This is a genomic window from Imbroritus primus (assembly GCF_964332355.1).
Lineage (GTDB): Bacteria > Pseudomonadota > Gammaproteobacteria > Burkholderiales > Burkholderiaceae > Imbroritus > Imbroritus primus.
In genome coordinates, this window is the sequence record NZ_OZ201293.1 from 1,287,881 (window position 1) to 1,314,217 (window position 26,337).

Annotated in this window: 22 protein-coding genes and 2 tRNA genes; 10 read left to right on the forward strand and 14 right to left on the reverse strand. The window is 63.0% G+C overall.

What is annotated here, in order from left to right:
- The first annotated feature begins 126 nt into the window (after nucleotides 1-126).
- A complete protein-coding gene (ppx, locus tag ACQ3C8_RS05925; protein WP_428852810.1) occupies nucleotides 127-1,659 on the forward strand; it encodes an exopolyphosphatase in 1,533 nt (510 codons plus the stop codon).
- An 87-nt stretch (nucleotides 1,660-1,746) separates the two neighbouring features.
- Here the strand turns inward: ppx and ACQ3C8_RS05930 are convergent, their stop codons facing one another.
- Nucleotides 1,747-2,580 (reverse strand): GNAT family N-acetyltransferase, encoded by an 834-nt coding sequence (locus ACQ3C8_RS05930; RefSeq protein ID WP_009522425.1) that lies wholly within the window; start codon nucleotides 2,578-2,580, stop codon nucleotides 1,747-1,749.
- Nucleotides 2,581-2,706: 126 nt separating this feature from the next.
- Nucleotides 2,707-3,180 carry a SixA phosphatase family protein gene (locus ACQ3C8_RS05935; protein WP_009522426.1) on the reverse strand — a complete coding sequence of 158 codons (474 nt, stop codon included), beginning with the start codon at nucleotides 3,178-3,180 and terminating at the stop codon, nucleotides 2,707-2,709.
- A 175-nt stretch (nucleotides 3,181-3,355) separates the two neighbouring features.
- On the opposite strand from ACQ3C8_RS05935, the gene ACQ3C8_RS05940 reads away from it, so the two are divergent.
- Together ACQ3C8_RS05940 and ACQ3C8_RS05945 are read left to right on the forward strand one after the other, a co-directional pair.
- Nucleotides 3,356-3,432 (forward strand) — tRNA-Pro (locus ACQ3C8_RS05940).
- Between the two features lie 354 nt (nucleotides 3,433-3,786).
- On the forward strand, nucleotides 3,787-4,824 hold the full coding sequence (locus ACQ3C8_RS05945) for an RNA ligase family protein (protein ID WP_428852811.1): 1,038 nt from the start codon (nucleotides 3,787-3,789) through the stop codon (nucleotides 4,822-4,824).
- 68 nt (nucleotides 4,825-4,892) lie between these two features.
- Here the strand turns inward: ACQ3C8_RS05945 and ACQ3C8_RS05950 are convergent, their stop codons facing one another.
- From ACQ3C8_RS05950 to ACQ3C8_RS05975, 6 genes are all read right to left on the reverse strand, one after another.
- Nucleotides 4,893-5,855, reverse strand: coding sequence for a Bug family tripartite tricarboxylate transporter substrate binding protein (locus ACQ3C8_RS05950; protein WP_428852812.1), 963 nt, complete (start codon nucleotides 5,853-5,855; stop codon nucleotides 4,893-4,895).
- 110 nt (nucleotides 5,856-5,965) lie between these two features.
- The gene (locus ACQ3C8_RS05955; RefSeq protein ID WP_428852813.1) at nucleotides 5,966-7,423 is read right to left on the reverse strand and encodes a sulfatase-like hydrolase/transferase; all 1,458 of its coding nucleotides are present in this window, start codon (nucleotides 7,421-7,423) and stop codon (nucleotides 5,966-5,968) included.
- A gap of 165 nt (nucleotides 7,424-7,588) precedes the next feature.
- Nucleotides 7,589-8,392: a GntR family transcriptional regulator gene (locus ACQ3C8_RS05960; protein WP_428852814.1), complete on the reverse strand. Its 804-nt coding sequence runs from the start codon at nucleotides 8,390-8,392 to the stop codon at nucleotides 7,589-7,591.
- 267 nt (nucleotides 8,393-8,659) lie between these two features.
- Nucleotides 8,660-10,171 carry a SpoVR family protein gene (locus ACQ3C8_RS05965; protein WP_428852815.1) on the reverse strand — a complete coding sequence of 504 codons (1,512 nt, stop codon included), beginning with the start codon at nucleotides 10,169-10,171 and terminating at the stop codon, nucleotides 8,660-8,662.
- The gene (locus tag ACQ3C8_RS05970; RefSeq protein WP_428852816.1) at nucleotides 10,168-11,457 is read right to left on the reverse strand and encodes a YeaH/YhbH family protein; all 1,290 of its coding nucleotides are present in this window, start codon (nucleotides 11,455-11,457) and stop codon (nucleotides 10,168-10,170) included. Before ACQ3C8_RS05970 ends, ACQ3C8_RS05965 begins: the two co-directional genes overlap by 4 nt.
- Before the next feature lie 22 nt (nucleotides 11,458-11,479).
- Nucleotides 11,480-13,402, reverse strand: a complete 1,923-nt coding sequence (locus tag ACQ3C8_RS05975; RefSeq protein WP_009522433.1) for a PrkA family serine protein kinase — start codon at nucleotides 13,400-13,402, stop codon at nucleotides 11,480-11,482.
- Nucleotides 13,403-13,806: 404 nt separating this feature from the next.
- Between ACQ3C8_RS05975 and ACQ3C8_RS05980 the strand changes: the two genes are divergently transcribed.
- Both ACQ3C8_RS05980 and ACQ3C8_RS05985 read left to right on the forward strand, forming a co-directional pair.
- Nucleotides 13,807-14,316 (forward strand): OmpA family protein, encoded by a 510-nt coding sequence (locus tag ACQ3C8_RS05980; RefSeq protein ID WP_428852817.1) that lies wholly within the window; start codon nucleotides 13,807-13,809, stop codon nucleotides 14,314-14,316.
- A 295-nt stretch (nucleotides 14,317-14,611) separates the two neighbouring features.
- Nucleotides 14,612-14,688: transfer RNA gene (locus ACQ3C8_RS05985), tRNA-Arg, on the forward strand.
- 257 nt (nucleotides 14,689-14,945) lie between these two features.
- On the opposite strand, the gene ACQ3C8_RS05990 is transcribed toward ACQ3C8_RS05985, so the two are convergent.
- The 5 genes from ACQ3C8_RS05990 to wrbA form a co-directional block, all read right to left on the reverse strand.
- Nucleotides 14,946-15,383, reverse strand: a complete 438-nt coding sequence (locus ACQ3C8_RS05990; protein ID WP_428852818.1) for a universal stress protein — start codon at nucleotides 15,381-15,383, stop codon at nucleotides 14,946-14,948.
- Between the two features lie 179 nt (nucleotides 15,384-15,562).
- Nucleotides 15,563-16,018 (reverse strand): PaaI family thioesterase, encoded by a 456-nt coding sequence (locus tag ACQ3C8_RS05995; protein WP_009522436.1) that lies wholly within the window; start codon nucleotides 16,016-16,018, stop codon nucleotides 15,563-15,565.
- 32 nt (nucleotides 16,019-16,050) lie between these two features.
- A complete protein-coding gene (locus ACQ3C8_RS06000; RefSeq protein WP_428852819.1) occupies nucleotides 16,051-17,460 on the reverse strand; it encodes an FAD-binding oxidoreductase in 1,410 nt (469 codons plus the stop codon).
- Entirely contained in the window at nucleotides 17,450-17,854 is a 405-nt protein-coding gene (locus ACQ3C8_RS06005; RefSeq protein ID WP_009522438.1) for a DUF2069 domain-containing protein, read from the reverse strand. Before ACQ3C8_RS06005 ends, ACQ3C8_RS06000 begins: the two co-directional genes overlap by 11 nt.
- Nucleotides 17,851-18,447: an NAD(P)H:quinone oxidoreductase gene (gene wrbA, locus ACQ3C8_RS06010; protein ID WP_428853038.1), complete on the reverse strand. Its 597-nt coding sequence runs from the start codon at nucleotides 18,445-18,447 to the stop codon at nucleotides 17,851-17,853. Before wrbA ends, ACQ3C8_RS06005 begins: the two co-directional genes overlap by 4 nt.
- 55 nt (nucleotides 18,448-18,502) lie before the next feature.
- Here wrbA and ACQ3C8_RS06015 point away from each other — a divergent pair, with 55 nt between their 5' ends.
- The 5 genes from ACQ3C8_RS06015 to ACQ3C8_RS06035 all read left to right on the forward strand — a co-directional run bounded on the left by ACQ3C8_RS06015 (nucleotide 18,503) and on the right by ACQ3C8_RS06035 (nucleotide 25,268).
- Nucleotides 18,503-19,945 carry a YihY family inner membrane protein gene (locus tag ACQ3C8_RS06015; RefSeq protein ID WP_428852820.1) on the forward strand — a complete coding sequence of 481 codons (1,443 nt, stop codon included), beginning with the start codon at nucleotides 18,503-18,505 and terminating at the stop codon, nucleotides 19,943-19,945.
- 151 nt (nucleotides 19,946-20,096) lie between these two features.
- A complete protein-coding gene (locus ACQ3C8_RS06020) occupies nucleotides 20,097-20,546 on the forward strand; it encodes a CBS domain-containing protein (RefSeq protein ID WP_009522441.1) in 450 nt (149 codons plus the stop codon).
- Between the two features lie 270 nt (nucleotides 20,547-20,816).
- A complete protein-coding gene (locus tag ACQ3C8_RS06025) occupies nucleotides 20,817-22,724 on the forward strand; it encodes an MFS transporter (RefSeq protein ID WP_428852821.1) in 1,908 nt (635 codons plus the stop codon).
- Nucleotides 22,725-22,882: 158 nt separating this feature from the next.
- Nucleotides 22,883-23,995: a chorismate synthase gene (gene aroC, locus ACQ3C8_RS06030; RefSeq protein ID WP_009522443.1), complete on the forward strand. Its 1,113-nt coding sequence runs from the start codon at nucleotides 22,883-22,885 to the stop codon at nucleotides 23,993-23,995.
- Nucleotides 23,996-24,005: 10 nt separating this feature from the next.
- A complete protein-coding gene (locus ACQ3C8_RS06035) occupies nucleotides 24,006-25,268 on the forward strand; it encodes an MFS transporter (protein ID WP_428852822.1) in 1,263 nt (420 codons plus the stop codon).
- Here the strand turns inward: ACQ3C8_RS06035 and ACQ3C8_RS06040 are convergent.
- On the reverse strand, nucleotides 25,193-26,305 hold the full coding sequence (locus ACQ3C8_RS06040) for an NAD(P)/FAD-dependent oxidoreductase (RefSeq protein WP_428852823.1): 1,113 nt from the start codon (nucleotides 26,303-26,305) through the stop codon (nucleotides 25,193-25,195). The two genes, ACQ3C8_RS06035 and ACQ3C8_RS06040, sit on opposite strands and share 76 nt — an antisense overlap.
- Between the last annotated feature and the right edge of the window lie 32 nt (nucleotides 26,306-26,337).

Sequence of the window (26,337 nt, forward strand, 5' to 3'; positions counted from 1 at the left end):
TCGGATGATCGACTTTCGCACGTTCGCATGTCAGTTTGATGACATCGCCATTTTTGTCATGATGCTGCAATAATAAAGTCATAGTTTGCAGGCATCCATGCCCAGATCCCTTTCCCTATCCTTCCGATGAATGCCAATGCACGCCTGCTGGCCGCGGTCGATCTCGGCTCGAACAGTTTCCGCCTGATGATCGGCCGGGTCGACGAGAGTATTACCGCAGAAGGCTCGAGCCGGCAAATCTTCCAGGTCGACGCCATGCGCGAACCGGTGCGCCTGGCGGCCGGCCTGACGCCGGACAAGTATCTCGACCAGCCCTCGCGCCGCCGCGGGCTGGATGCCCTGCGCCGCTTTGGCGACCGGCTGCGTGACTTCGACCGCGAGCAGGTCAGGGCGGTGGCGACCAATACGCTGCGCGTGGCCAAGAATGCCCCGGAATTCCTGATCGAGGCCGAGGCTGCGCTGGGATTTCCCATCGATGTCATTGCCGGGCGTGAAGAAGCGCGCCTGATCTATCTCGGTGCTTCCCACGATGCTCCCGCCTGTGTCGGCAACCGGCTGGTGGTGGACATTGGCGGCGGCTCTACGGAATTCATCATCGGCAACGGCTATGAGCCGCAACTGATGGAGAGCCTGTACATCGGCTGCGTGTCGCACAGCCGCCAGTTCTTCCCCAATGGCACCGTGGATGAGTACGCCATGAAACAGGCCGAACTGGCGGCCCGCCGCGAGATTCAGGTGCTGGTGCAGCAGTATCGCCATACGGGCTGGCAACAGGCTGTCGGCTCCTCGGGCACGGCCCGGGCGCTGGCTGAGCTCATCGAACTGAACGGCTTCAACGATCAGGCGAACGAGTTGGGCATCACCCGGCAGGGTCTGCTGCGCCTGCGGCGCGCGCTTATCAAGGCAGAGAACACGGGCCGGCTGAAGCTGCAGGGGCTGAAGCCGGACCGCATCCCGGTGTTGCCGGGCGGGCTGTCGATCATGCTCGGCGTCTTCGACGAGCTGGAACTCGATCGCATGGAAGTGACGGATGGCGCGTTGCGGCTGGGCGTGCTGTACGACACGCTCGGGCGCAACCATCATGCGGACATGCGGCAGGTCACGATCAGCCAGTTCGTGCGCCGCTACGGCGTCGACCGTGCGCAGGCGGAACGCGTGCGGCAGGCTGCGCTGCAGTTGCTGGCGCAGTTTCCCGAGCCGCCGCACGAGCGGCGCGACGAGAACCTTGCGTTGCTGGGCTGGGCAGCCAATCTTCATGAGATCGGCATGTCGATCTCGCATGCCGGCTATCACAAGCATTCGGCATACATCGCCAATCATGCCGACATGCCCGGCTTTTCGCGTACTGATCAGGCGCGCCTGGCCACCTTGCTGCTGGGCCATGCGGGCAAGCTCGGCAAGCTATCAGCCAGCAGCAAGTTCTTCGACTGGCGCATGCTCTTCAGCCTGCGCCTGGCGTTCGTGCTGTGCCGGCGGCGCGCCGACGTGACGTTGCCGGATATCCGCGTGCAGCAGATTGAAGGCGATCTGGTGGAAGGATTCGCCGTGTATCTGCCGCAGGCATGGATCGAACGCAATCCCCTCGTCGAATACAGCCTGGCGCAGGAGGCGGATGAGTGGGAGCGCGTCGGCAAGCGCTATAAGATCGTCTACGACTGATCTTCCGCCCGCGGTTGGCAAGCGGCGGTTAGCAGAGCGGGGCAGCCGGGCGACCACGCATGGCCCGCCCGGCATCACTGGAGCAACTCACGCCTTGTTCAGGAAGTGTCGTGCGTAACGCGGATTCATGCTGGAGATCCGCAGCAGGGTCAGGAAGTCGGCCACATTGAAATCGGGATCCCATGCCGGGGCGCCGCAAATCTTGGCGCCGAGCCGTAGATATCCCTTGACCAGCGCCGGGGGCTCCACGTCGAGGTGCTGGTTCAGGTTCTCCACCGGCAAGGGCAGGCGCGGGAAGGCGTGATACTCCACCGGCGCCAGCGCGCCGGCAGCGAAGCTGTGCGACAGGCTGGCCGCGTAATGCCCGCCATCCGCCATCGACACGCTGGCGCAGCCGAGCATCGTTTCGAAGCCGTGCTGTGTCATGTATTCGCCAAGGCCGCCCCAGAGTGCCATGATCACGCTGCCGGAACGGAAATCGCGGTGCACGCAGGAACGTCCCACTTCCACCATCTTAGGCTTGAGATGCTGCAGGCGCACGAGATCGAATTCGGCCTCCGAATACAGGCAGCCGATGCGCTTGGCCTGGTGCGGCGGTAGCACCCGGTAGGTGCCGACGACCCGCAGCGTTTCCTGGTCGCGCACGATTAGGTGATCGCAGAAGGCATCGAACATGTCCACATCGATACCGCTGGCCGCCGACGCCAGGCGTGCGCCCATCTCCTCCGCAAACACCTTGTAGCGCAGACGTTGCGCTTCCTCTACTTCATCCTGGTGCCGGGCCCACGTAACACTGAAAGCATGCTTCTCACGCGCAGCCGCATCCGCTGTGCGATGAAGTCCCCTCCGGACCGACGGCGCGAGGCTGACCGTCGGCAAGGCATCGACCAGAGGCTGGGTGGGGTTCGGAAGCTCGCGCATCGATATTTCCCTTTCGTGACAGATTGCGGCTGATTCTAGAGACCGCAGATGACACTTCAGAGACGTTTCGATGACATTTCATGATGCGCGGACGTGCCGCAGATGCCCGGACGGGCGCGCGGGATGTCAGAGGAGGTCGGGATTGATGACCGCGCGCAGCACGACCTGGGCTTCGCCTTCACGCGTGCGGCTGGTGAGCCACCAGACACCGCCTTTGCGAACACTCCACGGTAATTCCGATCCTGCCAGTAGCAGGCTGGCGGTGTTGCCGATCCATGGCTGGTGGCCGACCACCACCGTGTCGGGACCTTGCGGCCAGCCCACGCGCGCCAGGACTTGGCTGACATCGGCGCCCGGTTCCAGTTCCTGGGCAATTTCGGGTTGTGGAGTCAACGCCTGGGCGGTCTGGATGGTGCGCAGGGCGGGGCTGGTGAGGATCCGGGCGGATGCCGGCAGGCGTTGGCGCAGCCAGTGGGCAATCCGTTCGGCCTGTTTCTGGCCCCGCTCGGTGAGAGGGCGCTTCAGATCGGCAGCACGCTGGATGCTGAGGTGTGCCGGCAGGTCTTCGGCTTCGGCATGGCGCCACAATACCAGGTTCATTCCCTTTCCTTACGATGCGCCATGTGAGGCGCATACAGTGTGCAGCTGGCGCGTGACGGGGGTGTGTCGCGGGTGCGCTGTGTGTGCGCCTGTTCCCGACCGATGATACCCGGACCGGCAGGGCGCGGCTAGCGCATTGACGCTCTTGTTCAAGGCGGGATATACTAGTTGGCTTCGGAGCGTAGCGCAGCCTGGTAGCGCATCTGATTTGGGATCAGAGGGTCGTAGGTTCGAATCCTATCGCTCCGACCAGTATTTGTAGTGGAATCAAGGGTTTACGGTTTGCGCCGTAGACCCTTTTTTCTTTCCCTGAACCGATCCCTAATCGTTTTCTCGCCCATCCCTGGCCAGCAGTGGCTGTCCAGCCCCGGCTGCAAACTGCCGCAGGCTCTCTGGGCCAGACTGCTTCTTCTGCGCATTGCGTATCTGCCGTCTCCGGCACGCCCTCGAGGGAGAGCGTGCTGCCGGCATGTCCCTTCAAAATTTTCTCTGCCCTGAACCCGGTGTGTCGCGCCGGTCGTTTCATATCCAGTTGCCGTCGCATGGCCAGACAGCGGTCCCGACGGCTTTTCAGCGCTTCAGCGTTTTTTCATGGCAGGGCACAAGATGAACAAGACGACAGCCTTGTTGAGTCGCGATGAATTCAGAGAGGGGGTGTTCGCCAGGGATCGGCATACATGCGTCTTTTGCGATAGACCTGCCGAGGATGCGCACCATATCATCGAGCGCCGCCTCTGGCCGGATGGCGGTTACTACCTCGACAACGGTGCATCGGTTTGTGGTGAGCACCATGTGCTGTGCGAGCAGACCGCGATCTCGGTCGAGGATGTCCGGCATGCCTGTGGTATCACGCGCATCATCGTGCCACCGCACCTGTACGCGGACCAGCGGTATGACAAATGGGGAAACCCGGTCCTGGCAAATGGCCAGCGTCTCAAAGGCGAGCTGTTCTTCGATGAAAGCGTGCAGAAGATTCTTGCTTCGGGCCAGGTGCTCGCGTTGTTTTCCAGCTGGGTGAAATATCCGCGCACGCACCATCTGCCCTGGTCCGCCGGGGTCAATGACGATGACCGCGTGCTCGGCTCGCTCTCGGCCTTCCATGGCAAGCGGGTGATTGTCACCGAGAAGATGGATGGTGAAAACACGACTCTATACCGGGACTACACGCATGCCAGAAGCGTCGATGGCCGAGGCCATCCGAGCCGGAACCGGGTCAAGCGATTCTGGAGCGGAATCAGCGCGGATACTCCGGACGGCTGGCGCGTGTGCGGCGAGAACCTGTATGCCCGGCATTCGATTCATTACACGGCACTGCGAAGCTACTTCATGGGCTTTTCGATCTGGAATGAGGGAAATGTCTGCCTGGGCTGGGATGAAACCATGGAATGGTTCACCCTTCTTGGAATCACACCGGTGCCGGTACTGTATGACGGACTCTTCGACGAGAAGACGATCCGGCATCTCTGGCAGGAGAGTCGCTGGGGTCATAGCGAAGGCTATGTGGTGCGCCTGGCAGATCCGATCGGTTACGGTGAGTTCCGGCAGAAGGTCGGCAAGTTCGTCCGCAAGGGGCATGTGCAGACCATCAGGCACTGGATGCAGGGGCAACCCATCGAGCGCAATGGGTTGGCCGCGGACATCTGAAAAGCGCAGCCAGGACGCATGCCTCGATGCGTCTGGCTGGCTGTCCGCGTGGTGACGCGGGCTCCGGATTACTGGTCGGCGCGGATGTCTGCCTGTTTTGCCGCTGAGGTATAGCGCGCCTCCTCCTCCTTGAGGAACGATTCGAACTGCGCGGTGCTGCCACCCACCGGTTCGACGCCGCCATCCATCAGCTGCTTGCGCACGGCCGGATCCTGCAAGGCTTGATTGATGCTCTTGTTCAGCCGTTCGATCTCCTTGGCGGGTGTGCCGGCCGGGGCAAATACACCCATCCAGTTGGAAAAGCGGTAATCCTTGACCTTGAGGATTTCAGCGACGGTCGGCACGTCGGGCAGGGCCGGCGAACGCTTCGGCGTGGTGACGGCGAGAATCTTGACCTTGCCGCTGTTGTGGTGCGCGATTACCGGCGGCAGGCCCATCACGCCGAGTTTCACCTGCCCGCCGAGCAGGTCATTCAGGGCCGGTGCAGCGCCCTTGTAGGGCACGTGCAGCAGCGAGACTTTGCCGGAAAGGCTCAGGACGGCGCCCGCGAAATGCATCGAGCTGCCGCTGCCGGGCGTGCCGTAACTGATGTCTTTCTGCTGGCTGTTCACGAGCTGCTGCAATGAAGTGACGCCAAGCGAGGGGTGCGCGACGATGGCCAGCGGCGTTTCGCCGATCAAGACGACCGGTACGAGATCGCGTTCGGGGTTGTAGGGCAGCTTGATTCCAGCAGCCTTGCTGACGACGATTTCAGCGGGCGAGGCGATCAGGAAGGTGCTGCCGTTGGGCTGGCTCTTGGCCACCACGCTGGCGCCAATGGCACCGCTGGCACCGCCGCGGTTGTCGACCAGGTAGTTGGTCTTGTCGAGGTCCGTCAGCTTTTGCGAGACGATGCGGGCGACCGCGTCGACACCGCCGCCAGCGGGGTAGGGCACGATGACGCGTACTGCCTGATTGGCGGAGGTGGTACTGGTGAAGGATAGCGCTGCCAGTGTGGTCAGCGCGGCCAGCGTGGTCTTGAAGCAGTTCATGGATGTCTCCTCCGGTGAGGTCGTTTTTTTTGCTGTACTGCACGGGTGGCTGCAGGCCATGCTGGCATGCAGTCCGCGCAGTGGGTGGGCGTGGAGTGTGGGCTGCCTGGTCAATCGAACGTGATGGCGGCACCAGGCGGCGGGCTGAAGCCAAGGTCGCCGCGGCGGACCACGTAGTCGCGGCCGCCGTTGGCCTCGAGCAGTTCGGCCTGGCGCTTGCGTACGCGCTTGTCGACCGCGACCGGATCGCACATTGCCATCAGGCGTGCGTGGCAGATCTCGCGCGTGGCGGTGTGGGCCGGGTCGCTTCCGAGGTCATGGAGTTCTTCCGGATCAGCCTTGAGGTCAAACAACTGGGCAGGGTAATCGACGTAGTAGATGTACTTGTATTGCCCATGGCGAATCATGAAGGCCCCCGTGGCCGATCCCATCCCGTGGTATTCGGAGAGCACGTTGCGATCCGGCTGCGCGCCCTCGGCGAGGGCCTGCAGCGAGACGCCAGGGAAACCTTCCAGCAGGGCGGGAGTGGCGGCGCCTACCGCTTCGAGGATATAGGGGTACGCGTCGACATGACTCACGGGCGTATCAATGGCCTTGCCCGCGGGCACGTCCGGTCCCGCCATGATTAGCGGCACGCCCGCGGCCTCTTCGAACAGCGTTGACTTGCCCCACATGCCGCGTGAGCCGAGGTTGTCGCCGTGGTCGCTGGTGTAAATGACACGGGTGTCGTCCGTGAGCCCTGCATCGTCCAGCGCCTGCAGCACCTTGCCGATGTTCTCGTCGAGGAAGGAGCACAGGCCGTAGTAGCCTGCCAGTGCCTTCTTCAGCTTGACGGCATCGAAATAGTCGTCGTAGTTGAAGCTCTTGCGGTAGTCCACCTGGTAAGGGTGGGTGGGGCGCTGGTCGTGGGCATACAGCTTGGGTAGCGGCAGGTCCTGGTCGTAGTACTTATAGAAATGTTCGGGCGGCGCGGTGAGCGGAAAGTGCGGGGCGACGAACGATACGAACAGTACCCACGGCTTGTCATGTTCTGCTGTCGCCTGCTCGCGCAGCCAGACTTGCGCACGCGCGGCGATCTCGCGGTCGTAGAAAGTGTACTGGCTCTCGCCGGGGCCGGCGAGGTCGGCCATCTTGTAGGCGCCCTTGCGCACCGGCAGGTCGCTGCGCACGAGGCCCATCAGGTCGCCTTTGCCTTCGACGATGTGCATGGGGATGATTTCCTCCGAGAAGCCGTGGTCCTCGCCTTCCTCGCGGAAATGCAGCTTGCCGATCGACACGACCTTGTGTCCACGGTCGCGCAGCTTGTGGTGCCAGCTCGGGATGGCACCGTCGTAGGCATCGGCGTTGTCGGCATAGCCGATTTCATGGATGTACTTGCCGACCGCGAAAGATGCGCGCGCCGGAATGCAGACAGGGCTCGCGCAGTATGCCGAACTGAAACGCGTGCCGCGTGCGGCGAGGCGGTCGAGATTGGGGGTTTCGACGATCGGGTGACCAGCGCACCCCAGCATCTTGGGGTTGTGCTCGTCGGACATGATGATCAACAGGTTCTTTGCAGGCTTGCCCATCGGTTTTCCTTGGTTGCTATAGAGCTATATAGGTCTTGCTGGCGAAAAAAATTTTGCGGAATGCAACGTCGTTCGGTATTCGGCGCTGCCGAGGTCCAACCGCGAGTCCTCTGGCGCGTTCCCTATCTCCGCATACACTGCATTCCTCCCACCACCGCTCGTCATTCAACGCCGGTTGCCCAGTATGCCGTCCGGAATCACCAGCGTGCGTTGCGTCGGTGGAATGAAAAATTCCTGGTAATACACGCAAGTTTCACGCCCCATGTACGCACCCGCCTGCAGGAACATCCCGGTGGCAGGGGTGTCCAGCTGAAGCGTGGTGGACACGTCTTCGTCGAACTGCATGGCGCGCACCAGATGCTCGATGCGTGTGATCAGCATGTTCGACTCGCGCATGATCAGGCGCTTGAAATTCACGCCATGCAATGTAGGCAATGGCTTTTCCCACAGGGCTGGCAACTGTCGGCGATCGGTAAAGAACCGCGACAGGATGTTGAATTCGTTGTTGACGCTGATGACCCGGTCGATGCGGATAGCGTTGTCGCCCGCGTCCGGAAAATACCGGCACCATGCGCCCGGCCGGGTCACCGCCTCGCGTTTCACCGCCTTCGAGTAGATTGGCAGCGGCCGCTCCCCAGCATCGTCCAGGAACCGGCAATGCCACGGATCCTCCATTTTCAGATCGGTTTCGGCCACGAAACTGCCCAGGCCATGCTGCCGCACCACAATGCCCTGCTCCGACAGCTGTCGCAGGGCGCGCTGGACGGTCCCGAGGCTGAACGGCGTCATTTCCGCCAGTTCTTCCTCGCTCGGCAGCTTGTCGCCGGGCTTCCAGTGGCCAGACGTAATGGCTTCCAGCAACGCATCGCTCAGGCGTGCGTACTTGGGTTGCCCGTTCTTGCTCGGCCGGCGCAGGGTTTCAAAAAGGTCGGCACGGGCAGGGGCGGGTGGGTTGTTTCGTGTGGCCAAAATGTCATCTCAAACAGGATCGAACTGGGCAATGATGCCCGGAAACCGCTGTGCCAGCCAGTCACTGTGCCCACTCGTCCTGCGTCGGGTTGAACTATAGTCCTATATAGTTCTATTGGGAAGCATAAAGAGAGTCAGGGAATACCCTTGGTTGGCACTCAGGGAGTACCTCACAGCAGAGTGGCGGGTTGGCGCGGACAGCCGGCCCGCCCTGATGACGCTTGCCGCGTCAGCGTGTCTTCTTCCTCGGGCCGAGTGCGTCCGGCTTCAGGAACGGTTGTTGCACTCGTGCAGCAGGGTCACGGTGCCGTCGGGGCGCAGCATTTCCAGGCGGGTAGTGAAACCCCACAGGTAATACAGATGCTTCATCACAGCCGGCGTCGTGTCGCCGAGCGCGTGCCGCTGGTGCTCGAAGCAACGTACGGTCAGGGAGCGATCGCCACGAACGTCGACATTCCAGACCTGCAGATTAGGCTCGCGCACGCCGATGTTGTACTGCTCGGACAACGCTTTGCGCACGGCGATGAAGCCGGTGTCATCGTGAATCGCTTCCACCTGTAGGGTGGGGCGCGAGTCGTCATCGAACAGCGTGAACATGCGGAAGTCGCGCATCACCTTGGGTGACAGGTACTGGGCGATGAAGCTTTCGTCCTTGAAGTTGCGCATGGCAAAGTCCATCACCTCGCGCCAGTTCTTGCCGGCGATTTCCGGGAACCATGCGCGGTCCTCATCGGTGGGCTGCTCGCAGATGCGGCGGATATCGGTCCACATGGCATAGCCGAGTGCATACGGGTTGATGCCGCCGTACATCGGGTGGTGATAGGGCGGCTGCGCGATGACACTGGTATGCGACTGGAGAAATTCCAGCATGAAGCCGTCCGACAGCCGGCCTTCGTCGTACAGCGTGTTGAGCAGGTTGTAGTGCCAGAAGCAGGCCCAACCCTCGTTCATCACCTGCGTCTGCCGCTGCGGATAGAAGTACTGGCCGATCTTGCGCACGATGCGCACGATCTCGCGCTGCCATGGATCAAGCAGCGGCGCATTCTTTTCGATGAAGTACAGAATGTTCTCTTCCGGCTCAGCGGGAAAGCGCGCGGTGGTCGGCGCGACATCCTTTTCTTCGCGGCGCGGCAGCGTGCGCCACAACTCATTGACCTGTTGCTGCAGGTACTCCTCGCGCTCCTTCTGCTGGGCGCGCTCCTTCTCCAGGGATAGCTTGGCGGGGCGCTTGTAGTGGTCGACACCGACATTCGACAACGCGTGGCAGGCATCGAGCAGGCGTTCGACTTCTTCGTAGCCATACCGCTCCTCGCAGTCTGCGATGTAGTTGCGGGCAAAGATCAGGTAATCGACAATGGCGTCGGCCGTGGTCCACGTGCGGAACAGGTAGTTGTTCTTGAAGAAGGAGTTGTGGCCGTAGGCGGCATGGGCGATCACCAGCGCCTGCATCATTAGCGTGTTTTCCTCCATCAGGTACACGATGCAGGGATCCGAGTTGATGACGATTTCGTACGCCAGGCCCATCTGCCCACGCTTGTAGTGCTTTTCGTGGGCGAGGAAATGCTTGCCGAATGACCAGTGGTGGTAGTACACCGGCATGCCGATAGAGGCATAAGCATCCAGCATCTGCTCGGCGGTGATGATCTCGATCTGGTGCCGATAGGTGTCGAGTTCGAAACGCTTGGCCACGCGCGCAATTTCGGCGTCGTATTCCATCAGCGCCTCGAAGCTCCATTCGGAACCATGCGGCAACAACTGGCTTTCTCGGGTTGCGCTCATGCGAGTTTCTTCCGGAAAAGTTCGCGAAACACCGGGTAGATATCGGTCAGGTCGCGGATCTGTTGCATGGCGAACCGGCCCTTGAACTGGTCCAGTAGCTGTTCGTACTCCAGCCACAGGTTTTGCGGATCGACCGTGCTGATCTCGATGTAGGCGAAATACTGCACCAGCGGCAGGATGTTCTCGCCGAGCAGGGCCCGGCATTGCGGCGAATCGCCATCCCAGTTCTCGCCGTCGGACGCCTGTGCGCAGTAGATGTTCCAGACGCTGCTCTGGTAGCGGTCGGCGATGATCTTGTGCATCAGCTGCAGGGCGCTCGAGACCACCGTGCCGCCTGTCTCGCGCGAGGTGAAGAAGTCCTCCTCGCCAACCTCGACCGCCTGCGTATGGTGGCGGATGAACACCAGCTCGATATGGTCGTAGGTGCGGGTCAGGAACAGGTACAGCAACATGAAGAAGCGTTTGGCGATGTTTTTCTTCTCCTCGTCCATCGACCCCGAGACGTCCATTACGCAGAACATCACGGCCTGCGTCGACGGGCGTGGGATGCGCACGCGATTGTTGTAGCGCAGGTCGATCGAATCGATAAACGGGATGGCCTCGATGCGTGTGCGCAGCTTGGCGATCTCGCGGCGGATCTCGCGGGCTTCCTCGGATTCCTCGCCAAAGCGTACGACGGCATCTTCGAGTTGCGCCTTCAGCTCCTGCAGCCGGCGTGCGTGCACAGCCGAGAAGGCAATGCGCCGCCCGGCTGCGCCACGCATCGAGCGCGGGATACTGATATTGGCGGGCACGCCGGTCTGCGTGTAGCCGGCGCGTATGCGCTGGTACTCGTCGATGCGGGCGAGCTGGGTCTTGACGAGATTCGGCAGCGCCAGGTCCTCGAAGAACAGCTCGAGGAATTCCTCGCGGCTGAGCGTGAAGGCGAATTCGTCCATGCCTTCGCCCTCGTTGCTGGCTTTTCCGCTGCCACTACCGCCTCCGCCACCATCGGGACGATCGATCTCGTCGCCGCTGTGGAAACGGTCGTTGCCGGGCAGCGTACGCCGCCAGACGCCGCCGCGCCCGTGCTGGAACTGGGGCTCGGAGATGTCCCGTGCCGGAATGCTGATCTTCTCCCCGCTATCGATGTCCCGCACGCCCCGCTGGTTGATGACATTGGTCACCGCCTCGCGGATCTGCCCCTTGAAGCGGCGCAGGAACCGCTGGCGGTTGACCGTGCTCTTGTTCTTGCTGTCGAAGCGCCGGTCGACGATTCGAAGGATGCCACTCCTTCCGCGATCCATGGGCTACGCTCCTTTTGTCAACTCATGCTGACTTGCGCACGCGCAGGTACCACTCGGCCAGTAGCCGTACCTGCCGCTCGGTATAGCCTTTCGCCGTCATGCGGTTGACGAAGTCCTGGTGCTTCTTCTGTTCGTCCGCACTGGCCTTGGCGTTGAAGGAGATGACCGGCAGCAGGTCCTCGGTGTTCGAGAACATCTTGGTTTCGATCACCGCGCGCAGCTTCTCGTAGGACGTCCACGCCGGATTCTTGCCTTCGTGCTGAGCTCGCGAGCGCAGCACGAAGTTGACCACCTCGTGGCGGAAGTCCTTCGGGTTACTGATGCCGGCCGGCTTCTCGATCTTCTCCAGATCGTCGTTGAGCGCCGCGCGGTCGAGAATCTCGCCGGTATTGGGATCGCGGTACTCCTGATCCTGGATCCAGAAGTCGGCGTAGGTCACGTAACGGTCGAAGATGTTCTGGCCGTATTCGGAGTACGACTCCAGGTATGCCGTCTGGATCTCCTTGCCGATGAACTCGGCGTAGCGCGGCGACAGGAATTCCTTGATATAACGCAGCAGCCGCTCTTCCACCTCGGGCGGCAGCTGCTCCTGCTGGATCTGCTGCTCCAGCACGTACATCAGGTGCACCGGGTTGGCTGCCAGTTCGCGGTGGTCGAAGTTGAACACCTTGGAGAGGATCTTGAAGGCAAAGCGTGTCGAGATGCCGGTCATACCCTCGTCGACGCCTGCGTAGTCGCGATACTCCTGCAGGCTCTTGGCCTTGGGATCGGTATCCTTCAGGTTCTCGCCGTCGTAGATGCGCATCTTCGAATAGATCGAAGAGTTCTCAGGTTCCTTCAGCCGTGACAGCACCGAGAACTGCGCCATCATCTTCAGCGTATCCGGTGCGCAGACCGCGTGCGACAGCGAGGAGTTGGCGAGCAGCTTCTCGTAGATGTGGATTTCCTCGGTCACGCGCAGGCAGTACGGCACCTTGACGATATAGATCCGGTCGAGGAAGGCCTCGTTGTTGCGGTTGTTGCGGAACGCCTGCCATTCGGCCTCGTTCGAGTGGGCGAGGATCATGCCATCGAACGGAATCGCCCCGAAGCCCTCGGTGCCCTTGTAGTTATTTTCCTGGGTTGCTGTCAGCAAGGGGTGCAGCACCTTGATCGGCGCCTTGAACATCTCGACGAACTCGAGAATGCCGCGGTTGGCCAGGCACAGGCCGCCCGAGTAGCTGTAGGCGTCGGGGTCGTCCTGCGAATAATGCTCAAGCTGGCGGATGTCGATCTTGCCCACCAGGGAGGAAATATCCTGGTTGTTCTCGTCGCCAGGCTCGGTCTTGGCCACTGCGATCTGGTTCAGCACGGAGGGGTACAGCTTCACCACGCGGAACTTGGTGATGTCGCCATTGAATTCATGTAGCCGCTTGACCGCCCACGGCGACATGATGGTGTTCAGGTAGCGGCGCGGAATGCCGTAGTCTTCCTCGAGGATCGGACCGTCCTCGACGGGGTTGAACAGACCGAGCGGCGTCTCGTGGACCGGCGAACCCTTGACCGCGTAGAACGGCACCTTTTCGATGAGCGACTTGAGCTTTTCCGCCAGCGAGGACTTGCCACCGCCGACCGGACCGAGGAGGTAGAGCAACTGCTTGCGTTCTTCCAGGCCCTGCGCGGCGTGGCGGATGTAGGAGACGATGCTTTCGATCACCTCTTCCATGCCGTAGAAGTCGCGGAAGGCAGGGTAAATGCGGATGACCTTGTTGGCGAAGATGCGCGACAGGCGGGGATTGGAGCGGGTATCCAGCAACTGGGGCTCGCCAATGGCCATCAGCATGCGTTCGGCGACGCTGGCGTACGCTGTCGGGTCTCGCTTGCACAGGTCCAGATATTCCTGGAGCGACATTTCCTCTTCCTGACCCGCGTCATACCGGGCTTGGTAGCGGTCGAAGATCGACATGGTTTCACCTCCTGCTGTGTGAAGTTGATCCTGTTCTGTGCGCGCCCACCGGCGTCATGCGGTCTACATCTGAGACTCCCCGTTTGCCATTCTGTTTCCGTTTTTTTCATGATGCCACTTCATGGCGCAGCTTGCACGAGAGATTTCAACTGCGCGTTTTCAGATTAGTGCGTTTGCGCAACAGCACTGGCTCGCGCCTTAAGTTTTCTCTCATGCCGGTCGACAACCAGGATGTGGATTCGCGATCAGCGGACCCAGTCATAAAGTATCGCGGCACAACTGTTCAGTCACGCGCTGCGCTACCGTGTTCGGGCGGCGACTGTGGCGTGACAATTGTTGACAGTACCCATCGCGGAAATCCGTATCCTCTCGGTAACAAAACATGTCAGTAGAAGGGGATTTCCATGAAGTCGTTCGCGCCTGTTTTCGCCGTGCTGGCCGCTGTGCTGGCCACGGGTTGCGCATCGAGCCAGCTGGATCGGCGCAGTGAGGAAACGAGCAATCGTGCCGCCGGCCTGGAAGTGCGGCAGACGGAAGAAGGCGTTGCCATGCGCCTGCCTGACACTGTCCTGTTCGAATTCGACAAAGCCGCGCTGCGTTCGGGCGCTGGTGCGGCGCTGGACCGCTCGGCGACGCTGCTGCGTCGCAGCGACAAGCTGGTGTCCGTGGAAGGCCATACGGATAACGTCGGCAGCCCCGAATACAACAAATCCCTGTCCGAAGCGCGCGCCAAGATCGTCTACGACGCCCTGCGTGAACGCGGCATCAATCCGGCACGCATGCGTGCGCGCGGCTTTGCCGCAACCCGCCCGGACGCCGACAACGGTACGCCCGAGGGACGCATGCGCAATCGCCGTACTGAGATCTTCCTGATTGGGGAATCAGTCGACACCATTCTGGGCCCGGTCAACTGACCTGGTCCGCAGGATTCCGCGGCCGTGGGGGGCGCGGAATTGCGGCCCTGCTTCTTGGGGAGGGGCCGCTTTTGAGGGCGGAGCGGTGTCGTGCCGCTCCGCTTTTTTTTGCTGCGGGGCGTTTCTGGTTCGCGAGCGCGCTGGTCCGTTCGCTGGTGTTATGGGCGGGCGTTCGAGCCTACGTCAGGACGCATCCTGTCCTTCAAGGGTGTTGGCCCGCGCCTCATATGCCGAACTTTGCTAGAATGCGTCCCCTATCGCCCTGCATGAGCCACTTTGCTCGCAGGCGCATCGACTGCCCATAGCTCAGTTGGATAGAGCATCGGCCTTCTAAGCCGAGGGTCGGGGGTTCGAATCCCTCTGGGCAGGCCAGTTTCCGCGTTATTTCTCGCGTTTTCCCCGCCTTCCCTGCTACCTGAGCGCTGGCTCGCGGTGTGGCTGTCTCCATCAGCGGTTCGTGAATAGACAGGCGGCGCGCCGCCCATCATTCGGCAGTTGCCCTCTGTCTGCTGTACGACGTGAAGGATTGGCAGGCTCGGCTGGCTTAAGCGCGAGCACGGCCGTGTCCGACAGCGAGCACCGGTGCAGGAGCGTCAGGTGAGGTCGCACGTGCAGACCCGTCTCCGCGTTTACCGGAACACCAGGACAGGGAGCTGGCTGTGCGTCAGCACTTTCTGGGTTTCGCTGCCAATGATCGTCGCCTGAATGCCGCGTCGACCGTGCGAAGCCATAGCGATCATATCGCAGTCCTTGGCCTGGGCGGTCGAGATGATGGCTTCATATGGGTGCTCGTGGGTCAGCGTGATCGCCTCGCAGGGGACGTCAGCAGCCCGGGCCGTCTCGGTAACGTCGGCCAGGATCGCCTCCGCCTGACTGCGGGCGTGCTCCAGATATTGGGTTTCGGTGTCTTCCAGCATTTCCGGCACGAATGTCACCACCCGGAAAGGCTGCATGACATGTAACGCGGTCATCCGCGCGCCGAGTTTGCTGGCAAGTGTCACGGCCTTGCGGACCGCGTGGGTGGACAGGGGTGACCCGTCTGTCGCCACCAGAATATGCCTCAACATGGTGCTCTCCATGGCGCTGGCGAGCCCGGCTGCAGCGCCGACAGAATGACGTTCCGGCGTTGCCGCGCGCCGGTAGCGAGGGCACTTTCAGTATAGTCCGTACCGTACTTTCCGCATGAGTCGGCTTGTCGCGAACAGGCCGCGCAGGGCGGAGAGGATTAACGCTATGGCGCCGCGGCTCAGTTGTCGCTGAGCAGTTTGCGTGCGTTTTCCTGCGGTGGGGTACTGACGAAAACACCACTTGCACGCAGAATGCGCCGATCACCGACATGAAGGAAGCAGTTGGCGTAGGAAATCCGCTTGCCGATGCGTTCGATGTCGACGTGTGTCTCGACCCAGTCGCCGAGGCGCGCGGCCTCGAGAAATTCCATGCTGAGGCTGGCCGTGACCATCGGGCCGCTGCTCGGGTGTACCTCGTAGATGGCGAGGCCGAGCGAGGCGTCTGCCAGGCTCGTTAACAAGCCGCCATGGCCGATGCCGACGGCGTTGACGTGTTTTTCCTGGATGAACAGGCCCAGGCTGAGCACGCCGTTGCTGTCCTTGGCGTAGTAGCACGGGCCGATCAGGCCGAGATAGGGGCTGGCGTGCAGTAGTGCATAGCCGGTGGGGGGAACGGGAAGCGGAATGCTGCTCATCGTCGTGTGTGCTGAGAGGGAGGGCGGCGAGGTCAGACGACCTTGCCGGGGTTCATGATGCCTTGCGGATCCAGGGCCTGCTTGATGGCCTGCATCAACCTGATTTCCAGGGGAGACTTATAACGCACAATTTCCTCGCGCTTCAGTTGACCGAGGCCATGCTCCGCCGAAATCGACCCATCATGCGCATGTACGCTGTCGTGCACCAGACGGTTGATGCTCGCCTGATTGACCAGGAAGGCATCGTAGTCCGTCCCCTCGGGCGGCGAAACGTTGTAATGCAGGTTACCGTCGCCGAGATGGCCGAAGGTGACCATGCGCAGACCGGGGAAGGCATCCGCCAGCGCAGCGTCGGTGGCTTCGATGAAGTCGGCGATGCGCGAGATTGGTACCGAGACGTCGTGCTTGATGTTCTTGCCCTCGTCGGCTTGCGCCAGCGGGATATGTTCCCGCAGGTCCCACAAGGCCTGCGACTGTGCGCCGGACTCCGCGACGACGGCGTCGCGTACGATGCCTTGCTCGAATGCGGCTTCCATCAGCCGTTCGAAAATCTCGCGCGCATGGCTTTCGCTCTCGCTGTCCGACAGTTCCAGCAGTACCGTCTGCGGTTGCCGTTCGGCGAACGGGTAGCGCATGTGCGGGTAATGCTTGCCGACCAGGGCCAGGCAAAAATCTGACATCAGTTCGAAGCCGGTCAATAGCGGTCCCGCCATCCGTCGCGCCAGGTCGAGCAGGGCCAGGGCATCGCGCGGCGTCGCCAGTCCGGCCAGCGCAGTCAGCTGGGCAGCCGGTGCCGGATAGAGTTTGAGGACCGCGGCCGTGATGATGCCGAGCGTCCCTTCGGCGCCGATATACAGGTCGCGCAGGTCGTAGCCGGTGTTGTTCTTGCGCAGGCCGCGCAGGCCGTCCCACAGTTCGCCTTGCGGGGTCACGACCTCGAGCCCCAGGCATAGCTCGCGGGCGTTACCATAGCGCAGCACGCCGGTCCCCCCAGCGTTGGTGGAGAGATTCCCACCGATGGTGCAACTGCCTTCGGCAGCCAGGCTAAGCGGGAACAGTCGGCCCGCTGCTGCCGCTTCTGCCTGGATGACCTGGAGGATGCAACCGGCTTCGACGGTGATCGTATCGTTGATGGTGTCGACGTTGCGGATGCGGTTCAGGCGCTGCAGGCTCAGCACGACCTGCCCGCCCGAGGTGTCTGGCGTGGCGCCGCCGCACAGGCCAGTGTTGCCACCCTGCGGCACGATGGCGACGCCATGCGCAGCGCACAGCGCCACTACATCGGCCACCTCGCCGGCGCTGCCCGGCCGCAGCACCGCGAGCGCCGTGCCTTGGAAACGCTTGCGCCAGTCGAGCAGGAACGGCGCCGTATCGGCGGGGTCGGTCAGGACGTACTGCTCACCGAGGCGCACACGGCACTGGTCGAGAAAATCATTTGGCATGGCTCTGTCTCGCACGGCGTTTGAACGGACGAAGATACAACACGGTGCTGGCGAAGAACACCAGCGACAGGATGACTTCCGCAAGCGCCAGCCACGACACCGGCGGCGGATCGGCGAAGCCGCGCACCACGCCTTCCGTAAAGTAGAGCAGGATGAACATGGTCGACCACTGCATGGTATAGCGGTTGCGGCGCAGCAGCCCTGGTAGCGGCGTGGCCAGCAGGGCGGCCTTGAGCACCAGCCAGGAACCGCCCGGGCGGAGGGGCGCGAGGAACCACTCCCATGCCGCGCACAGGGCGATCAGCGCCAGCAGGCTGCCGACGCTGATGGCGTACAGCCCGGACTGGTGCAGGGCAGCGTCGGAAGTTTCGGGGGTAGCGCGGGGAGTGGTCATGATGCAGCCAGTTTCAAGGCGGTTTGTGCGAGGCGCCGGCCCATTTCGATGGCCAGGGCGGCTTCGGATTCATCGATCCGCCCCTGGCTGCCGCCGTGGGCGTGGTGGCTGGGTCCGTAGGGCGTGCCGCCCGCGCGGGTACTGGTCAGCTCAGCATTCTGGAACGGCAGGCCGAGGATGAGCATGCCATGATGCAACAATGGGAGCATCATGCTGAGCAGGGTACTTTCCTGCCCGCCGTGCAGGCTGGTGCTCGAGGTAAACACGCAGGCGGGTTTGCCGGCAAGCGTACCGGACACCCACTGGGGTGCGGTGCTGTCGACGAAATACTTGAGCGGTGCGGCCATGTTGCCGAAGCGGGTGGGCGAACCGAGCGCGAGTCCGGCGCACTCCTCGAGATCGACGGCTTCGACGTAGGGCGGGCCGTCATCGGGGATTTCGGGGGCGCTGGCTTCGCATACCGTCGAGACCGGTGGGACCGTGCGCAGGCGCGACTGCGCGCCGGGCACGCTGTCGATGCCACGGGCGATCAGCTGCGCGAGTTTCCGGGTGGTGCCATGGCGGCTGTAGTAGAGAACGAGGATGTCTTTCATCATGATCCATCTGGCGGACCGGGTATTATAAGAGCAGCACAATGGCGGAGAAGGCATGAAGCAAGGACGTTCACCGGCAGGGCCGCGGGCCGGCTGGCGAAACGCTGGCGCGGCATTCGGCCAGTGGGATCTCGACAAGGTACGCGCGCTGCTGCAGTACGCGGGACGGCGCGCCCGCGAAGACCAGCTGATGCAGGTCGCCGGCAGTCTGACGTTTACGACCGTGCTGTCGCTGGTGCCGGTGCTGACGGTGGCCTTTGCCCTGTTCTCGGCGTTTCCGATTTTCCAGAGCTTCCGCCAGGCCCTTGAGGGATTCCTGTTCGCCAACCTGATTCCCGGCAATGTGAGCAACTCCATCACCGGCTATCTGGGCGAATTTTCGCGCAACGCCAAGGGGCTGACCGCGGCTGGCCTCGGCAGCTTGCTGGTGACGGCTGTCCTGACGCTACTGACCGTCGAAAATGCCTTCAACGCGATCTGGCGCGTCAAGCGTGCCCGGCCGCTGGCCCAGCGGATCCTCGTGTTTTGGGCCGTGCTGTCCTTCGGACCGGTGCTGATGGGGGCCAGCCTGTCAGTGAGTTCCTACCTGATTTCGATCTCGGCGGGCTATGTCAATGGCATGACGATTGGTCTCGGCATCTTGCTGGCCATGTTGCCGGTGCTGTTGTCCGCCCTCGCATTTGCCTTGCTCTACGTGGCGGTGCCCAATACCCTGGTGATGTGGCGTGATGCCCTGGTGGCCGGGCTGGTAGCCGCCATTGCCTTCGAGCTGACCAAGCGCGCGTTCGGTGCGTATATCACGCAGTTTCCGGCGTACACGGCGGTCTACGGCACCTTTGCCGCCTTGCCCATCTTCCTGTTGTGGATCTACCTGAGCTGGCTGGTGACGCTCCTGGGTGCGACCATCGCCGCCAATCTCCCGGTGATCCGTGAGGGGCACTGGCAGCGTCGCGTGTTTGCGGGCAGCGAGTTCTACGATGCGCTGGGCGTCCTATTGTTGCTGTACCAGGCGCGTCACGCCTCGCCGCGCAGCATCGGCGAGCTGGATCTGGGCCGCAAGCTACGGGTGGAGGCCGATTACCTGGCGACGTTGCTGACGCGCCTGAAGAGCATGCATCTCGTCGGCAAGCTGCAGCAGGAAGGGCGGCAGGCGCATTGGGCGCTGCTGTGCGATCCCTACACAATGACCCTGCGTACGCTCTACGAGCGGCTCGTGCTGAACCTGCCGCGCCTGCACCGCACGGCGCTGGCGCAGCATCTGAAAGCGCCCGAGGCACTGGCCGGCCTGCTCGACAATGCCGCTCTCGATACGCCGCTTGGCGAGATTTTCGAGATGGCACGCGATGCGCATGGCCACGATGCACAGGCTGGCGGCGTGCCAACGGCATCGACCCCGGCGGATGCCGGGCCGAGCGCCGAATCAGTGCCGCCCGGTGAAGGGCAGAAGCCGTCGCCGCGCCTTGAAGTCGTTCCGCCGGGCTGGCACGGTCAGGTCTGACATGTGCCGCCGGACCGGGCAATGCACGCAACGGCGTGCCGGGCGAGGATTTTGCGGGGCAACTGGTTTACACTAACAACCAGAGAAGATCAGCCGGTGCGGCACGCGCAGCCGCTTTCCATTCCGCCAGCACCGGACCCGGAGGACACATATGAAAGTCAGCGACATCCTGCATATCAAGGGCAATACCCTCTACACCGCCAATCCCGATACGCCGCTGCTGTATGCGGTCAACACCATGGCGGAAAACGATATCGGTTCGCTGGTGATCATGGAGTACGGTGAACTGGTGGGCATGCTGACCTTCCGCGAGATCATCAAGACGGTATCGGCCAACCAGGGCAATGTCGGTACGATCAGCATCCGCAAGGTGATGGACGACCACCCGCTGACCTGCACCCCGGAAACCGATGTCAATGAAGTACGCCGCATGATGCTGGAACGCCACACGCGCTACCTGCCGGTGCTGGACAGTCGCACGCTCATGGGCGTGATCTCGTTCTACGACGTCGCCAAGGCCGTGGTCGAGGACCAGAGCTTCGAAAACCGCATGCTCAAGGCCTATATCCGTGACTGGCCAGACGAGGGCGCGCGCGAGTAAGCGGGGGAGAGGCTAGGCCACGCTGGAGTTGGGCTGCCACCGTGTGGCGGTGCCGCGCTGGGCGCCTGAGCGTACGTCCTGCATGGCCGGATGCCGAACGTCCTGCCAGGTAGGGCGCTGTGCAGGCGACACCGATGCAGCACGCCACCTCCACGAATGTCGTTCATCGCGGCTGCCCGTATCTGGGGCGCGGCGTCCGTGATCTCCCGCATCTTTCCCATTTCATTCTTCACTGTCAGGCGTCCCGACGCCATCTCCCGAGCCGCTTCCATGAGTGAGCCCCGCCAGTTTCGCCTGCTTGGCCAGCGTCGCTTCGCCCCATTCTTCTGGACGCAGTTCCTCGGAGCGATGAACGACAATGTCTTCAAGGTCGCCTTCACCTCGCTCGTGACCTACCATACCGCGCTTTTCAGCGGCATTGATGCCGCCACGGCGGCGTTCCTGATCTCCGCGATCTTCATCGCGCCATTCGTGCTCTTCTCGGCCACCAGCGGGCAGATCGCCGACAAACTGGAGAAATCGCGGCTGATCCGCTTCGTCAAGACACTCGAAATCGGCATCATGCTGGTTGGGCTGGCCGGCTTTTACTGGCATCACACCGAACTGCTGTATGCCGCCACGTTCCTGATGGGCCTCCATTCCACGCTGTTTGGCCCGGTCAAATATGCCTACTTGCCGCAGCATCTCGAGCGCCGTGAACTGACCGGTGGCAATGGTCTGGTCGAATCCGGCACCTTCATCGCTATCCTGCTGGGGACCATCATCGGTGGCGAGCTGGCCAACATGCAGAGCGGCGGGCAACTGGTCGGCCCGCTGTATGTCGGCGTGGCATGCGTGGTCTTTGCCATGGCTGGCCGTCTGGCGGCGCAGCGTGTGCCGCTCTCGCCAGCGGCGCAGCCGGACCTGCGCATCAACTGGAATCCGGTATCGGAAACCTGGCGCAATCTGGTTCTCGCCCGTAGCAACCGGGTTGTGCTGCTGAGCATGCTCGGGATTTCGTGGCTGTGGTTTGTCGGTGCCACCTTGCTCACGTCTTTTTTCCCCTTCGCCAAGAACGTGCTGGGTGGCGACCAGAGCGTAGTGACGCTGCTGCTGGCGGTGTTCTCGATTGGTATCGGCATCGGCTCGCTGCTATGCGAGCGCCTGTCGGGCGGGCGGATCGAGGTCGGGCTGGTGCCGCTCGGTTCGATCGGCATGACGGTGTTCGCCGTCGATCTGTACTTTGCCAGCCGCCACGGTGCGCCGTCCGGCCTGATGGGTGTCGGTCCCTTCCTGGCCGAACCGGCGCACTGGCGCGTGATTGCCGACCTGTTCCTGCTGTCATTGTTCGGCGGCCTGTACAGCGTGCCGCTGTATGCGCTGATCCAGACGCGCTGCGAGCCGACGCACCGGGCGCGCATCATCGCCTCCAACAATATTCTCAACGCGTTCTTCATGATCGCCTCGTCGCTGCTGGCCATGACGGTGCTGGGCGCGGGCTTCACGATTCCCGAGCTGTTCCTGCTGACGGGCATCCTCAACGCCGTGGTGGCGCTCTTCATCTACACCCAGGTGCCCGAGTTCCTGCTGCGTTTCCTGGCATGGCTGCTGGTGCATACGCTGTACCGCCTGAAGAAGGAGAACGTCCAGCACATTCCCGAGCATGGCGCGGCCCTGCTGGTGTGCAACCATGTGAGTTTTGCCGATGCCGTGGTGCTGATGGCTGCCGCGCCGCGGCCCGTGCGCTTCGTCATGGACCACCGGATTTTCCGCGTGCCGGTGATGTCATGGCTGTTCCGGCAGGCGCGGGCGATTCCCATCGCGCCGGCCCATGAGGATGCGGACATGCTGGCACGGGCCTACGATACCGTGGCCGAGGCGCTGCAAGCAGGGGAGCTCGTATGCATCTTCCCTGAAGGCAAGCTGACGGCGAATGGCCAGATCAATCCGTTCAAGCAGGGTGTGCAGCACATCGTGCAACGCACGCCGGTGCCGGTGGTGCCGATGGCACTGCGCGGACTGTGGGGCAGCATGTTCTCGCGGCGTCACAAGGTGAGCGGCGTGCAGATACCGCGCCCGCTGCGGCGCGGGGTGCTGAGCCGTCTCGAACTGGTGGTCGGCGAGCCGGTCGATCCGGATGCCGTGACGCCCGAGAGTCTCCAGCAACGTGTGACGCAGTTGCGCGGGGTCTGGCGCTGACCGGTGTTCCGCAATTCCGCCATTCCACCGTATCGGTATCCGCCATCATCGCAGGGCAAGCCATGCCTGCGCTGCGTTAGGACCTTGGCCACGAGCCCGGTACAATAGCGGCTGACGCAGCATCTTTCGCCAACCCTTTCGCCTTCACGCAGGTTCCCATGTCCGGCAATACTCTCGGTCTGCTTTTCACCGTCACCACCTTTGGCGAGTCCCATGGTCCGGCCATTGGCGCCGTGGTGGATGGCTGCCCGCCGGGCATGCCGCTGACCGAGGCCGACCTGCAGGGTGATCTGGACCGCCGCCGTCCCGGCACCTCGCGCCACGTGACGCAGCGGCAGGAGGCCGACCAGGTCGAGATCCTGTCTGGCGTGTTCGAAGGCAAGACCACCGGCACGCCGATCTGCCTGCTGATCCGCAACACCGACCAGCGCAGCAAGGATTACAGCAATATCGCTGAGACCTTCCGCCCCGGCCATGCCGACTACACCTACTGGCACAAGTACGGCATCCGCGATCCGCGCGGCGGCGGCCGTTCCTCGGCACGGCTGACCGCACCCGTGGTGGCAGCTGGCGCGATTGCCAAGAAATGGCTGCGGGAAAAATTCGGTACCGAGATCCGTGGCTACATGTCCCAGCTGGGCGACATCAAGGTGCCGTTCGTGTCGTGGGATGCCGTGCCGCAGAATCCGTTCTTCGCCGCCGATCTGGCAGCCGTGCCGGAACTGGAAGCCTATATGGATGCGCTGCGCAAGGATGGCGACTCGGTCGGCGCGCGTATCGAAGTCGTTGCCACCGGCGTACCAGTTGGCCTTGGGGAGCCGCTGTTCGATCGTCTCGATGCCGACATCGCCCATGCCATGATGGGACTCAATGCCGTCAAGGGCGTGGAGATTGGCGACGGTTTTGCCAGTGTGGCCCAGCGCGGCTCCGAGCATGGCGACGAGCTAACGCCGCAAGGGTTCGCCAGCAATCATGCCGGCGGGGTGCTGGGCGGCATTTCTACCGGACAAGCAGTGCGCGTCTCGCTGGCGATCAAGCCAACCTCGAGCATCCGTACCCCGCGCCAGTCCATCGACAAGGCAGGTGAGCCGGCGACCGTGGAAACCTTCGGCCGCCACGATCCGTGCGTCGGCATCCGTGCCACGCCGATCGCTGAAGCGCTGCTGGCGCTGGTGCTGATGGACCACGCGCTGCGCCATCGCGCCCAGTGCGGCGACGTTCAGGTCGAGACACCGCGGATTGCGGCTGACCTGCCGCCTTCGGCTGCCTGAGCGGGGCGCCTTGCTCCCCGCCGCGCTGCGCGATGCGCGCTTCGGGCTGTTCTATCTCGGCTACTACGGCTACATCGGCGTTCTGACACCGTTCGTCAGCCTGTTCTTCGCCTGGCGCGGCTACAGCGCCATTGAAATCGCGGCACTGGTCGCGGTCTTCCAGATTACCCGCATCGTCGGTCCCTACCTGTGGGGCTGGTTGTCCGACCGGCTCGGTACGCGTGTGCGCATCATGCGCGTCACCGCCTGCCTGGCCTTGCTGGCCTTCCTGATGGTGCCCGCCACGCACAGCTATGGCGGCATGATGCTGCTGATGGTCGTGCTGAACCTGCTGACCAGCGCGCTATCGCCGCTTGGCGATGCGCTGACGATCACCTGGCTGCGGCACGCGCCACAGGGATTCGAGCAGCGCTACGGGCATATCCGCATGTGGGGTTCGGCAGGCTTCATCGTGACGGTGCTGGGCGGCGGGGCCTTGCTCGAACATTTTGGCACGGGGTTGTTTCCCTGGATGGCGATTGCCATGCTGGCCGGCTTGACCGTGGTGCTCTGGCGCCTCGACGACATCGAGGACCATACGGTGTATCCGCCCGCGCCGCCGGTCCTGTCGCTGCTGCGACGCGCGGACGTGAACTGGTTCCTGCTGTCCGCGTTTTGCATGATGTTCGCGCATGCCGCGCTGTACGTGTTCTATTCGCTTTGGCTGGAGCAGCTCGGCTACTCCAAGCTCGTGATCGGGGCGATGTGGACCATCGGCGTAGTCGCGGAAATCATCCTGTTCTGGTTCCAGGGGTGGCTGTTCCGGCGCTGGTCGCTGCAAGCCATCCTGACCGGCACGTTTGTGCTTGGCGCGTTCCGGTTTGCCGCCATCGGCTATCTCGCCGACTGGTGGTGGATGCTGGCCGTGGTGCAGGTGCTGCATGCCGCGACCTTTGCCGCGCACCACAGCGCCAGCCTCAAGCGCCTGCAGCACTGGTTTGCCGGACCGTTGCAGGCGCGCGGCCAGGCGCTGTACACCGGCGTGTCGTACGGTCTCGGCGGCACATTGGGCGGCCTGGCGATGGGCTCTGCGTGGAATGCATTCGGGCCGGCCCATACCTTCGGTCTGGCTGCGCTGGTGACGCTGATCGGCGCGCTGGCGGTTGTGCTTGGCTTCCGTGTACAGCCGTCGCTGCCGCCTGTTGTCGCGGCAACGGCTCAGCCGGCCAGCGCTGCCTCAGCCCGTTCTGCCACGGCCAGTGAGGCAGTGAGTCCCGGCGATTCGATGCCGTAGAGCTGGACGATGCCGGCACAACCGTGGACCGCCGGTCCGTCGATGCGGAAATCGGCTGCCGCCTCGCCCGGCCCGGTGATCTTGGGCCGCAGGCCAGCGTAACCCGGCTGCAGCGCATGGTCGGGCAGGGCGGGCCAGTACTTGCGGACCTCCGCATAAAAACCATCGGCGGCGCGGGGATCGACCCGGTAGACGTCGCCATCGTCGCGTTCCACCCATTCGACATTCGGCCCGAAGCGCGCCTGCCCGCCTAGATCGAGCGTCAGATGCACGCCCAGGCCGGCGGCTTCCGGCACCGGATAGATCAGGCGCGAGAACGGCGAACGGCCCGACAGCGAGAAATAGCATCCCTTGGCGAAATAGGCCGGCGGCACAGTGTCGTGCGGAAAGCCGTCCAGCGTCCGGGCGATAGCCGGCGCGCGCAGTCCTGCGCAATTGATGACGATGCGGGCCGCCAGCGTCATGGGAGATTCGCCGCCGACGTCGAGGACTGCGCCCTGTTCGGCGACGCGGCCACGCAGCACCGGCGAGCGTACCGCCAGCATGGCGCCGGCGGCTTGCGCATCGCCGAGCAGGGCGAGCATCAGGCCATGGCTGTCGATGATCCCGGTGGACGGCGAGAGCAGGGCGGCACTGCAGCGCAGTTGGGGTTCCAGCGCCGTGGCTTCTTCAGCCGACAGCCAGCGCAGGTCTTGCACGCCATTGGCTGCGGCTTTCTCGCGGATTTGCTCGAGTGCGGGGTGCTGGGCCGGATCGGTGGCCACGATCAACTTGCCGGTCCGCTGATGCGCCACGCCGTGGCTGGCGCAGTAGTCGTACAGCAGGTCGCGGCCACGTACGCACAGCGCTGCTTTCAGCGAGCCTGCCGGATAGTAGATTCCCGCATGTATGACCTCGCTGTTGCGTGCGCTGGTGACAGTGCCGAAGGCTGGCTCGGCCTCGAGGATGACTACTTCCCGGCCGGCTTCGGCCAATTGTCGGGCAACGGCGAGGCCGACGACGCCGGCGCCGATGACAGCGCATTCCACCTGTTCCATCGTGAGCGATCCCTGCTGGCCCGGACGCAGGC